Below are 11844 nucleotides of genomic sequence, written 5' to 3' on the forward strand. Positions count from 1 at the left end.
AGCAAGTGTACGGCACCCTATCGCCTCCGACCGAACGGGATACCCCTCCCCGCACCGCCATCAACAACCGGACATCGGCCGCCATCTAGCCGTTTACCGGACAGCGGATGATCGGGTGCGGGACTACGCTGCGGCGGGTGAGCGACGAACGCGACGATCCCGACCGCCAGGACGAGGCGTACGAACGCCCCGACCGCCCCCCGGCCGGTGAATGCGCCGCCCATCGGCCGAGCAGCACCGACCCACTTGAGCTGGGCTTCACGCCCCGCAAGCCGGTGCCGTGGCTGGCGCCGTTCCTGCTGATCAGCACCGGCATCCGTACGCTGCTGGCGGTGCTCTTCGGTGCGTACCTGGACAAGCGCGAGTTGCAGAACGCGTTCGACGACGGCGTCTTCCGCCAGGTCGGGCCGGACGGCGGGCTGTGGCTGGACTACGTGGCCGACCTGGGCGACGGCTTCAACGCGACCTACTCGGTGGCGTACCTGCTGGCGCAGCCCGAGCTGACGGTGGACGGGCACCGGCTGCCCCGGGCGCAGACCCTGGTGATGGGTGGCGACCAGGTGTACCCGTCGGCGGCCTACGCCTCGTACGAGGACCGGTGCAAGGGCCCCTACCAGGCCGCGCTGCCCGTGCCGCCGCCCGAGAAGCCCACGCTGTTCGCGGTGCCGGGCAACCACGACTGGTACGACGGCCTGACCGCGTTCCTGCGGTTGTTCGTCCGCTCTCGGGACCGGAACTTCGCCGGTTGGGGCACCGGGCAGTCCCGGTCGTACTTCGCGGTGGAGTTGCCGGCGGGCTGGTGGCTTCTCGGTGTGGACGACCAGTCCGGCTCGTACCTGGACGACCCGCAGTTGGCCTACTTCGACGAGGTGGCCCGGCGACTCGGCCCGGAGTCGAAGGTGATCATCGCAGCGCCGGCGCCGACCTGGGTCAAGGCGGCCGACAGTCCGACGGCGTACGACTCGATCGACTACTTCATCCGGACGATCATCGACCCGACCGGCGCGCGGGTGCGGCTGCTGCTCTCCGGCGACCTGCATCACTACGCCCGCTACTCGGGGCCGGACCGGCAGCTGATCACGTGCGGCGGTGGCGGCGCGTACCTCTACCCCACCCACAAACTGCCGGAGCGCATCGAGGTGCCGCCGCGGGACACCCTGGCTCGTCGGGCCAGCTCGACCCAGCCGTACGACCTGGTGGCCCGCTATCCGGACGCGGCCCGCTCCCGTCGCTACGGCTGGGGCATCTTCCCGAGGCTACCGTTCCGCAATCCGGGCTTCACCACTCTGCTCGGGACCCTGCACACCCTGCTCATGCTGGCCATGGCGGGTGCGACAGCGAACTGGGCCGACAGCACCGACCAGCGACTGTTCAGCGTTCCGCTGGTGGTGATGGTGCTCGTGACGGTGCTGGCGGCGATTCTCTTCGCCAAGCCGCCCAGCGCGAGCGGCAAGCGCCACGTACGGCACGGCATCCTCGGCGTCAGTCATGGCGTGGCGCATGTGGCCCTGGCGGCGGCCGGCACCTGGGCGTGGTTGGCGCTGCCGTTCTACGACTGGCCGTGGCCGCTGCCGGCGGTCGCCGCGGCGGTGCTCTACGGCCCGGTGATCGGCCTGGTGGCCAGTCAGCTGGTGGCCGCGTACCTGTTGGTGGCGGGTTCGTTCGGGGTGAACGTCAACGAACTCTTCGCCGGGCAGGGCATCGAGGACTCGAAGGTGTTCCTGCGGCTGCGCATCGACCCGGACGGCACGCTGACGATCTATCCGGTCGGGGTGGACCGGGTCGCCCGGGACTGGCAGGTGAACCCCGACCAGTCCCCCACCCGAAGCTGGCTGACCCCGAAAACCCCCCTGACCCCCCGCCTAGCCGAACCCCCCACAGTCCTGCCCTAACAACCCGGACCCACCCAGTGAGCGCAGTTGATCAAGCGGTTTGCGTCATGCTCGGCCCGATTCCTGACGCAAACCTCTTGATCAACGCGGTAAACGGCGGGTGGCCCCGGTGGGACCGGGGGTGGGGGTTGGAGCTGTTAGGGGGTGTAGTGCTGGTCGTGGGCTTGGCGGGGGGCGCAGACGGAGGCGCGGGAGCAGGAGCAGCGGGAGCCGTCGGCGTCCAGTCGGACCGTCACCGCGTCGCGGGGGACGCTGTGGCCGACCACCCGGCCGTCGCCCTCGGGGGTGGAGACCCGGCTGCCGACCGCCGGGGCGGTCTCCTGGAAGCGCTGGTACAGCGGATGTTCGTACTTCAGGCAGCACATCAGCCGGCCGCACGCGCCGGAGATGCGCAGCGGGTTGAGCGGCAGGTCCTGGTCCTTCGCCATCCGGATGGTCACCGGTTCGAAGTCGGTGAGGAACGTCGCGCAGCACAGGTCCCGACCGCAGGAGCCGATGCCGCCCTGCACACGCGCCGAGTCGCGGGCGGAGAGCTGACGCAGCTCGACTCGGCAGTGCAGGGTGGCGCCCAGGTCGCGGACCAGGGAGCGGAAGTCCACCCGGTGCGGGGCGGTGAAGTACACAGTGCTGCGCTCACCGCCGCCCTCGGCGGAGGCGAGCACATGGTCGACGGCAACCACCTTCATCGGCAGGCTGTGCGAGCGGATCAGCCGTTTCGCGGCCACCTTGGCCTCGGCCTTGCGGCGACGCAGCGCCTCGTCCCTGCGCAGGTCGTCCTCGACGGCCAGCCCCAGCAACCGGGGGAAACCGTCGGTCTCCTCGGTCACCCACTGCGCGGCCCAGACGCACTCCGCCACCTCGGGCCCGTCGTCGGTGGGCACCAGCACCTTGTCACCCACCTGCGGGCGCAACTCACCGGGGTCGAGGTAGTAGAGGCGCCCGTACCGGTTGAAGCTGACCGCACAGAGCATGCCCATCCCCCCACCCTACGACGCCTTCGTGTCGGAGAGCACCTCGGTCGATGACGCCCACTTCCATCCATGACCGTCGACTTGACCTATTGCCGGGCGGCCCGTCGTGCCGTTGCCCCTCGCCCGGACGGTTGAATCCGGGCCCGGGCAGGAGACAAGACGCACTCCCACGGCGTTGAGTGAAGGCATACCTGCGGGGGGTGCAGGGGGAAGACCACGGCGTCGCCGGGGAGCCGACTCAGGTCTGGCGCCGCGAGCGACGCCGTGGCCTGTCTGGGACCTGGGCGGCCACGGCCGGAGGACGGGACCCGGCTACCAGCCGACCCGGGTGGGCTGGTCGTATCGAGGGCGCCCCTCCACTGACGGCCGCCACGCCACCTCGGCGAGGCTCGGCGCCCACTGACGCAGCAGCGTCTCCGCACCGTCGTACGCCACGCAGAGCACCGCCAGCACCCGTGCGGCGATCTCGGCCGCGTCGGCGACACCGGGGCCGACCGGCCCTGACCGCGTCGACACACCGGTGGCGGCGACCACTGCGACCGCTTCCGCCGAACGAAGCACGTCGGCCAGGGTCCGGGCCAGCGCGAGTCGGCTTCCCTCCACCCAGTCGGCGAGCGCGTCGGCGTAGCCAGCTGTGGATTCGAGCCGCCCGACCAGGCTGTCCGGCCCCTCGTCGAGGTGGTGCAGCAGTGCCGCCCGCTGCTGCCCGTACGCCGTGGCGGCCGGGCCGGACCAGAGCACCGAGTCGGTGAGCGCGGCGGAGACGTCGTCGTACCCTCGGACGAGCCGGCGCACCGCGTGCCCGGCGCTGGCGAGCGGCGCGGGGTGGAGGTCGAGGAAGCCGCGCACCGCGTCGCCCGGCAGCACCTGCATCCGGCGCAGCAGCGGCCAGACCCGGTGCCCCTCCGGGACGCCCGCGGCGATCAGGGTGTCCACCCGGCGCAGCAGGTCGAGGCCGGGCTCGGCGAGCCGGTCCAGCGCGTCCATCACGGCTCTCCGGCGAGCCTGCGGCGGGCCGCCCGGTCGACGTCGGCATAGCGGTCGGCGGCCTCCCGCACGGCCGAGGCGGCGGTGGCCAGTCGACCGGCGGCGGCGCGGGCCTCGCGCGCCCGGTCGTCGGTGGCGGTGGTCCACTGCCGGTGCAACGCGCGACCGATCTCGCCGGGCCGACCCGGGGCATCGGCACCGAACGCGGCCTGGGCCGGATCGGTGGCGGTGACGGTGTGCGAAACGGCGGTGAGCGTGGCGCTCGCCTCGTCCAGCCGGGCGGAGAGCGCGCGCAGTGTGTCCATCTCAGGCTCCCGCGAGCGGTCGGTAGGCGGCGAACGTCTCGTTGTGCAGCTTTTCCCGGGCCCATTCGGCGGCGTCGGCCGCTGCGGTGACCGCGGCCTGCACGGAGCCGGCCACATCCCGAGGGCTGCGGCTGTGCAGCGGCCCGAGGAACCGGACGTCGGTGATCCGCCCACCGGCGGTGACCACCACCTCGACCAGACCGTCCGGGGACCGCACGGTCACCTCGACGGTCGACACCGCCTGGTCGAACTCGGCCTGTAGCGACTCGATGCGGCGGTAGCGCCGCACCGCCTCCTCGATCCAGGCTTCGTCGATCTCCCCCCGCGGCATCGGCCGACTCCTCCCGGGTGATCCCTCACTCAGTGTGCTGCCACCGTCACCACGACACAGGGACCGTACCGCACCGCAATCGGGCCTGTCGATGCCTGTGGACAACGGCCGGGAAGTGCGGGTCAGCCCTTCCAGAGGGCGAGCATCATCGCCTCGACCGCGATCCGCGGCTTCACGTTCGCCTCGATCGCCGACCGGCAGGCGAGCACGGCCTCCAGCCGCCGCAGCGCCCCCTCGGCGTCCCACTTCTGCGCGCCGGCACCGGCCAACGCGGCGGTGTCGGTGTGCACCGGGGCGACGGGCGCGCGCAGCGCCATGGTGAGCGCGTCCCGGTAGAAGCCCGCCAGGTCGACAAGCGCCCGGTCCAGCGCGTCCCGCTGGGCCCGGGTGGCCCGGGACTTCTGCCGCTTCTCCAACTCCTTGAGCTGGCCGGCGGCACCCCGTATCGCGCCGGACGCGCCCCGGCCGGTGCCACCCGCGCCGAGCGCGGTCTCCAGCGCCGCCCGCTCGGCCGCGTCGGCCTCGGTGACCGACGCCTCGGCCTCCGCCTCGGCTGCCTCGATCAGCGCGGACGCCGCGTCGAACGCCGCGCCGACACCTGTCAACCGGCGCGGCACCGCGAGCACCGCCTCGCGCCGTTTGCGCGCCTCCGGGTCGCGGGCCAGGCGGCGGGCCCGACCCACGTGCCCCTGCGCGGCCGCCGCCGCCCACTGCGCCACGTCGGGCGTGATGCCGTCCCGACGGACCAGTACCTCGGCCACCGCGGCGGCCGGTGGCTGCCGCAGGGGTACGACGCGACAGCGCGACCGGATGGTCACCGAAATGTCGTCCGGGTGGGTGGACGGGGCGCAGAGCAGGAAGACCGTACGCGGCGGAGGTTCCTCGATCGCCTTGAGCAGCGCGTTGCCGGCGGCCTCGGTGAGCCGGTCGGCGTCCTCGATGACCACCACCTGCCAGCGCCCACCGGAGGGGGTGCTGGCCGCTCGCAGCACCAGCGCGCGCATCTCGTTGACGCCGATGGAGAGCCCTTCCGGCACCACCAGTCGGACGTCGGCGTGGGTGCCGCCCATCGTGGTACGGCAGCCGGGGCACTCACCACAGCCGGTGCCGTGCACGCACTCGAGCGCGGCGGCGAACGCCCGGGCGGCGACCGATCGGCCGGAGCCGGGCGGGCCGGTGAAGATCCAGGCGTGCGTCATCCCGGCGGCCGGGTCCACCCCGCCGGGGGCGGCATCGTCAGCGAGCGCGGAGTCGGCGTCGCCGATCAGCGCGGGTGCCTGGTCGGCCGCGCCCGCGCGCAGCACGGCGGCCGCGGCGGCGGCGGCCCGGCGCAGCTCGGCCACCGCCTCGTCCTGACCGACCAGGTCGGCGAAGACGTCCGGCATCAGGTCTTGTGCTCCATCGTCACCAGCTCCGCGTCGGATAACTCGGGCTGCACCGAGGTGTCCGGGCCCTGCGCCGGCCGGGGGTGCACGATGCCGCCCGGCCTGCCGTGCATCTCCTCGACCCGCCGGACCACCAGCGCGGCGATCTCGTCGGCCGGCCGGGACGCGTCGAGCACCAGATAGCGCTTCGGGTCGGCGGCGGCGAGGTCGAGGAACGCGTACCGGACGCGCTCGTGGAAAGCGATCGACTCGGCCTCCAGCCGGTCGGTGCCGGTGTTGCGCGAAGCCACCCGGGACAGACCGGTGCGCGGCTCGACGTCCAGCAGCACCACCAGGTCGGGCTTGAGCCCACCGGTGGCCCAGGAGGAGAGCCAGGAGACCTCGTCGACGGGCAGCGTCCGGCCGGCGCCCTGGTACGCCAGGGACGAGTCGACGTACCGGTCACTGATCACCACGCCACCCCGAACCAGCGCGGGCCGGACGACGGTGGCCACGTGGTGCGCCCGGTCGGCGGCGTAGAGCAGCGCTTCGGCCCGGGGGGAGGGCGCGTCGTCGCCGGAGGTGTCCAGGACCAGCGACCGGATTCGCCGCCCGACGCCGGTGGCCCCCGGCTCGCGGGTGACCACGACCTCTCGGCCGTGACCGCGCAGCCGCTCGGCGAGCGCGGCGAGCTGGGTGGACTTGCCCGCGCCCTCGCCACCCTCGAAGACCACGAAGAGCCCGGCGGAGACGAACGGCTCGGCGGGCATCAGCGGGCGACCCCGGATGGAGCCCCACAGGTCGGCGAGGACCGGGACGCCCTTCTTGTCGTCCATCTGGCCGAACGCGCTGATCCCGGCGAAGATGCCGGCGGCACCGGCGGCGAGCAGCAGCAGCCGGGTCGAGGAGATGGACACGCCCAGGTCGGCGATGGCCAACTTACGGGAGCCGCCGACGCCGACCAGCACGCTGCTCAGCCCGATGGCCAGGATCAGCACCAGCCGGGTGCCGATCTGCACCACGGCGAAGACCCGGCCGCGCACCTCGTCGGCCACCTCGCCGCCCAGCAGCGTCGTGCCGGCCAGGAATGCCATCCCGGCACCGGCGCCGACCAGCACCGCGCCGACGATCGCCATGGACAAATGGATGGCGAAGGCGAGGGTCATCACGGCGGCGCTGGCGAGCACGATGCTCATGCCGAACCAGCGGCGCCGGGACATCTCCTTGACGATCATCGGACCGAGCCCGATGCCGAGCGCCAGACCGACGAAGATGGCACCGAAGAGCAGTGAGAACGCGGCGTCGCCAGCGCCCAGCGAGTTGGCGAAGAACTTGGCCGTGCCGACCACGATGCCGCCACCGGCGAACGCGCCGAAGATGCCCAGCACCAGGCCACGGACGAGCGGGGTCTGGCCGATGTACTTCCAGCCCTCGGAGAACTGCCGGAACATGCTCTGCTCGGCACGCTCGGCCTCACCGCGCTGCGCATCGCTGATCTCCTTGATCCCGAACGCCACCACCAGTGCGGTGGCGAGCCGGGAGAAGGAGTTGATCCAGAGCGCAAGCTGGGCCGGCTCGGCCCAGGAGGGCAGGTCGCCGCCGACGGCACCACGGACGCCACGGTCGAGCACGGCAAGGCCGATGGCGGCGGCGACCGGAGTGAGGCCGTACGTGGTGATCAGGGTGAGCTGGTTGGCCGCCTCCAGCCGGGCGCGCGGGATCAGGTTGGGGACCGCGGCCTCCTTGGCCGGGATCCAGAGCAGGGTGAGCGACTCGATCAGGAAGGTGGCGATCAGCGCCCAGCCGACCACCAGGCCGCCTGCGGCTCCGGTGAGGGCGTAGAGCGGGATGGAGGCGAAGAGCACGAAGCGCAGCAGGTCACAGATGACCATCGTCCAGCGCCGGTCGAACCGGTCGGCGAGTACGCCGGCGATCGGCCCGAGCACCAGCGCGGGCAGCAGCCGGATCGCGGTAACCCCACCGAACGCCGCACCCTGGGCGGTGCTGCCCTGGACCTGCGAGGCGGCGAAGAGAGCGGTGGCCAGCAGGCCGAGCCAGTCGCCGAACGAGGCCGCGCCGAGCACGATCCAGAGCCGGCGGAACGGCTGGATGCGCAGAACGGACCGGATGGCGGCATAGCCGGACGGATCGACCTGGCCGCCGCTGGGCTGATTGGCAGCGGCGTCGGACCGGCCGCCGGAGCGCGACACGCCGGGCGACTCGCCGCTGTTCTGGCTTTCGATGGCCGTACCTCCACGTGCCGGCCCATCGCTGGGCGCCTCCGGTGGAACACTCTAGACCCGGTGGGGGGCCACCCCACCGGCGACATTCTCCTGCTCGCTGAGCCTAGGCCGCCGAAGCCACCGACCGCAGCCCGGACGTACGCGAGGGTATTTCGCATTCACCGTCGGACAGTTAGCGTGCACACGTGGCCATCGAAAGCGACAAACTTCGCGAGCGCCTGGATCGGGCGACCGCTCACCTCGACCCGCCCTACGCCGTGGTCGACCTCACCGCCTTCGACGCCAACTCGGCCGCCCTGGCCGAGCGCGCCGCCGGCAAACCGGTCCGCCTGGCCAGCAAGTCGGTGCGCAGCCGGGAGTTGATCAATCGGGCCCTCACCCGGCCCGGCTGGCAGGGGATCATGGCGTTCACCCTGCCCGAGGCGATCTGGCTGGTCCGCGCCGGTGTGAGCGACGACGTCCTGGTCGCGTACCCGAGCGCGGACCGGGCTGCGCTCGCCGAGCTGGCCGCCGACCCGACCCTGGCCGCCGCGATCACCCTGATGATCGACGGCACCGGACAACTCGACCTGATCGACGCCGTCCGCGCCCCCGGGCAGCGCGCCGAGCTGCGAATCTGCCTCGACCTGGACGCCTCCTGGCGGCCGATACGAGGGCGGGTGCACATCGGCGTCCGCCGCTCACCGGTGCACAGCGCACGGGCGGCCGGCGCGCTCGCCGCCACCGTCGCCGGCCGGGCCGGTTTCCGGCTGGTCGGGCTGATGTCGTACGAGGCGCAGATCGCCGGCCTGGGCGACGCGCCGCCCGGGCAGACGCTGCTGGCCGGCGCAATCAGACTGGCCCAGCGCGGGTCGTACCGCGAGTTGCTGGCCCGCCGGGGTGCGGCGGTGGCCGCGGTACGCGAGCACGCCGACCTGGAGTTCGTCAACGGTGGCGGCACCGGCAGCGTGGCGGCGACCAGCGCCGACCCCGCGGTAACGGAGGTCACCGCGGGATCGGGCCTGTACGGGCCGACGCTGTTCGACGCGTACCGCGCCTGGCGACCCACGCCGGCCGCCTTCTTCGCCTGCGCGGTGGTCCGCCGGCCGACGCCGGAGCTGGCGACGGTGCTCGGGGGCGGCTGGATCGCCTCCGGCCCGGCCGCCGACAGCCGGCTACCTCGACCGTGGCTGCCGGCCGGGCTCAAGCTGGTCGGCACCGAGGGCGCCGGCGAGGTGCAGACCCCGCTGTCCGGCGCGGCGGCGGCCACCCTGCGCGTCGGCGACCGGGTGTGGTTCCGGCACGCCAAGGCCGGTGAGCTGTGTGAACGGGTCAACGAGCTGCACCTGGTCGAGGGGGATGCGGTCGTGGGGACCGTGCCCACCTACCGGGGTGAGGGGCAGGCGTTCCTCTGACCCGCGCCCACCCCGGGCCAGGAGCACGGATCAGGCGGGTTGGGCCTGCTGCTCGGCGGCGGGCCGACCGCTGTCCGTGCCGTCGACCTGCCGATGCAGGTACTCCCGGATCAGTGCCTTCGCCTCGAGCAGCACCCGCTCGTCGCCGTCGGAGTTGCGCCGGAACGCGAGCTTGATCAGCGCGTCCGCCGCCTCGACCGCGATCTCCAGGACGAAGCGCAGCTTCGGTACGTCGGTCAGCCCGAAACGCTCGGTGAGCACCCGGGCCAACTGGTCGGCGATCACGCCGTTGTTGTCCCGCTGCTCGTCGAGCAGGTGCAGGTCGACCACGTCGCCGAAGTGCAGGGTCCGGAAGCCGGGAACGGTGCGGTGCATCGTGATGTACTCGTCGATCCCCGCGTCGACGCCGTCCCACCAGTGGGTCATCTCGTCGGAGGCGAACCGCTCGTCGAGGCGCTGGAGGTAGGACTCCATCGTGCGCAGGGTCAACGCCTGCACGATCGCCCGCTTGTCCGGGAAGAACTGGTACACCGACCCGATCGCCACCTCGGCCCGCTCGGCGAGCAGGGTCGTGGTCAGCCCTTCGTACCCCACCTCGTCGACGAGTTCGGCGCAGGCATCCAACATGCGCTGTACCCGCGCGACACTTCGACCCTGCACCGGTACGCGGCGCAGCGGACCGGTCGTGGCGGCTGGTGTGGACACTCTGCGCCACCCCCCTTCGACGGATGAACATATCTCCACGTCACGAGTCCGTGACTACCGGTACAACGAGCGGATCGCAATTGCGGTATTTACCAGGTACAACGTTCCTGATATGAAGTCAGTTCATATTCATGAATGAGGAGCGCGCATGGTCGGCACCGCATCGCTCACCGCCACATGGTCCAACTGGGCCGGCAACCAGCGTGGCAGTGCCACCACGATCCTGCGCCCCGGCTCGCCGACCGACGTCGCAGAAGCCGTCCTGGACGCCGCCGCCACCGGCGGTCGGATCCGCGTGACGGGCAGCGGCCACTCGTTCACCGCCGTCGCACTCGCCGACGATCGCCGGATGGAACTGTCCGAGCTGGACACCCAGGTCAGCGTCGACGTCGCACACCGGTTGGTCACCGTACCGGCGGGAATGACCCTGCACACGCTCAACGGCCTGCTCGCCCGACACGGCCTCGCGCTGCCCAACCTCGGAGACATCGACGCGCAGACCGTCGCCGGGGCGATCTCCACGGGCACCCACGGCACCGGTGCCGGCTACGGATGCCTGTCCACCTTCGTCGAGGCGATCACCCTGGTCACCGGCACCGGCGAGGTGCTGCGCTGCTCCGCCGACGAGAATCCCGACGTCCTCGCCGCCGCCCGGGTGTCCCTCGGCGCGCTCGGCGTACTGGTCGAGGTGACCCTGCGTTGCGTGGACGCCTTCGTCCTGCACGCCCACGAACGCCCGGCCGAGATGGCCGACGTGCTCGGCGACCTGCCCGCGCTTGTCGGCAGCCACGACCACGTCGAGTTCTACTGGTTCCCCTACACCGCGCGGGTCCAGGTCAAGACCAACGATCGGGTACCCGCCAACGACCGGCCACTGCCCCGCTGGCGTGGCTGGCTGGACGACGACTTCCTGTCCAACACCGTCTTCGCCGGTGCCTGCCGGCTCGGCCGGGCCGTGCCCGCGCTGGCCCCGGGGATCAGCGCGGTCTCCGCCCGCGCCCTCACCGAACGTCGGTACACCGGCCGCTCCGACCGGGTGTTCTGCACCCCACGCCGGGTCCGCTTCATGGAGATGGAGTACGGCCTGCCCCGCGAGGCACTGCCCGAGGCGCTCACCGCCCTCCGGCGGATCGTGGACGGGCTGCCGTTCAAGGTGCTCTTCCCGGTGGAGGTGCGCTTCACCGCCGCCGACGACATCTGGCTCTCCCACGGCTACGGGCGGGACAACGCCTACATCGCCGTGCACCAGTACGTCGGCATGCCCTACGAGCCGTACTTCCGGGCCTTCGAGGAGGTGGCCGCCGGGCTGGGCGGCCGGCCGCACTGGGGCAAGATGCACTACCGCGACGCCGCGTCGCTGGCCGACGCGTATCCCCGCTTCGCCGACTTCCAGGCCGTCCGCGACCGCCTGGACCCGAACCGGGTCTTCACCAACCCCCACCTGACCCACGTCCTCGGCGCCTGACGGCCCCGCCAAGCGGCCCGACCGAGCGGCCCGACCGAGCGGCCCGACCTAGCGGCCCGACCTAGGCAGTGTCTTCAAAGGTTCACAACCATTGGAGTAGCGCGGCGATAGTGACTGTGGCCTGGAACGAGGTCGCGGTCTTGTCGTAACGGGTCGCGACGCTGCGGCACTGCTTGAGCCGGTTGAA

The 11844-nt window shown here is 72.2% G+C and carries 10 protein-coding genes; 3 read left to right on the forward strand and 7 right to left on the reverse strand.

What is annotated here, in order from left to right; genetic code table 11:
• Positions 1–137: 137 nt before the first annotated feature.
• Entirely contained in the window at positions 138–1892 is a 1755-nt protein-coding gene (locus ABGB10_RS21585) for a metallophosphoesterase (protein ID WP_347662687.1), read from the forward strand.
• 137 nt (positions 1893–2029) lie between these two features.
• Here the strand turns inward: ABGB10_RS21585 and ricT are convergent, their stop codons facing one another.
• From ricT to tmk, 6 genes are all read right to left on the reverse strand, one after another.
• Positions 2030–2869: a regulatory iron-sulfur-containing complex subunit RicT gene (ricT, locus tag ABGB10_RS21590; RefSeq protein ID WP_347662688.1), complete on the reverse strand. Its 840-nt coding sequence runs from the start codon at positions 2867–2869 to the stop codon at positions 2030–2032.
• A gap of 306 nt (positions 2870–3175) precedes the next feature.
• Positions 3176–3850 carry a hypothetical protein gene (locus ABGB10_RS21595; RefSeq protein ID WP_347662689.1) on the reverse strand — a complete coding sequence of 225 codons (675 nt, stop codon included), beginning with the start codon at positions 3848–3850 and terminating at the stop codon, positions 3176–3178.
• Positions 3850–4155 (reverse strand): hypothetical protein, encoded by a 306-nt coding sequence (locus ABGB10_RS21600; protein ID WP_347662690.1) that lies wholly within the window; start codon positions 4153–4155, stop codon positions 3850–3852. Before ABGB10_RS21600 ends, ABGB10_RS21595 begins: the two co-directional genes overlap by 1 nt.
• 1 nt (position 4156) lies before the next feature.
• Positions 4157–4486, reverse strand: a complete 330-nt coding sequence (locus ABGB10_RS21605) for a YbaB/EbfC family nucleoid-associated protein (protein WP_053659404.1) — start codon at positions 4484–4486, stop codon at positions 4157–4159.
• A gap of 122 nt (positions 4487–4608) precedes the next feature.
• Entirely contained in the window at positions 4609–5871 is a 1263-nt protein-coding gene (locus tag ABGB10_RS21610) for a DNA polymerase III subunit delta' (protein ID WP_347662691.1), read from the reverse strand.
• The gene (gene tmk / locus ABGB10_RS21615) at positions 5871–7961 is read right to left on the reverse strand and encodes a dTMP kinase (protein WP_347662702.1); all 2091 of its coding nucleotides are present in this window, start codon (positions 7959–7961) and stop codon (positions 5871–5873) included. Before tmk ends, ABGB10_RS21610 begins: the two co-directional genes overlap by 1 nt.
• Before the next feature lie 317 nt (positions 7962–8278).
• Here tmk and ABGB10_RS21620 point away from each other — a divergent pair, with 317 nt between their 5' ends.
• Positions 8279–9487 (forward strand): amino acid deaminase/aldolase, encoded by a 1209-nt coding sequence (locus ABGB10_RS21620; RefSeq protein WP_347662692.1) that lies wholly within the window; start codon positions 8279–8281, stop codon positions 9485–9487.
• A 30-nt stretch (positions 9488–9517) separates the two neighbouring features.
• Here ABGB10_RS21620 and ABGB10_RS21625 read toward each other — a convergent pair whose 3' ends face one another.
• Positions 9518–10114, reverse strand: coding sequence for a TetR/AcrR family transcriptional regulator (locus ABGB10_RS21625; RefSeq protein WP_347662703.1), 597 nt, complete (start codon positions 10112–10114; stop codon positions 9518–9520).
• Between the two features lie 226 nt (positions 10115–10340).
• On the opposite strand from ABGB10_RS21625, the gene ABGB10_RS21630 reads away from it, so the two are divergent.
• Positions 10341–11657 (forward strand): D-arabinono-1,4-lactone oxidase, encoded by a 1317-nt coding sequence (locus ABGB10_RS21630; protein ID WP_347662693.1) that lies wholly within the window; start codon positions 10341–10343, stop codon positions 11655–11657.
• Positions 11658–11844: the final 187 nt, after the last annotated feature.

The organism is Micromonospora sp. B9E7 (genome assembly GCF_039871815.1).
In the GTDB taxonomy this organism is placed as follows: Bacteria; Actinomycetota; Actinomycetes; order Mycobacteriales; family Micromonosporaceae; genus Micromonospora.

Bases quoted from the DNA above. Each gene is read 5' to 3' on its own strand.
- ricT (WP_347662688.1), bottom strand. From the start codon at position 2,869: ATGGGCATGCTCTGTGCGGTCAGCTTCAACCGGTACGGGCGCCTCTAC.
- ABGB10_RS21595 (WP_347662689.1), bottom strand. From the start codon at position 3,850: ATGGACGCGCTGGACCGGCTCGCCGAGCCCGGCCTCGACCTGCTGCGC.
- ABGB10_RS21600 (WP_347662690.1), bottom strand. From the start codon at position 4,155: ATGGACACACTGCGCGCGCTCTCCGCCCGGCTGGACGAGGCGAGCGCC.
- ABGB10_RS21605 (WP_053659404.1), bottom strand. From the start codon at position 4,486: ATGCCGCGGGGGGAGATCGACGAAGCCTGGATCGAGGAGGCGGTGCGG.
- ABGB10_RS21610 (WP_347662691.1), bottom strand. From the start codon at position 5,871: ATGCCGGACGTCTTCGCCGACCTGGTCGGTCAGGACGAGGCGGTGGCC.
- ABGB10_RS21625 (WP_347662703.1), bottom strand. From the start codon at position 10,114: ATGTTGGATGCCTGCGCCGAACTCGTCGACGAGGTGGGGTACGAAGGG.
- ABGB10_RS21630 (WP_347662693.1), top strand. From the start codon at position 10,341: ATGGTCGGCACCGCATCGCTCACCGCCACATGGTCCAACTGGGCCGGC.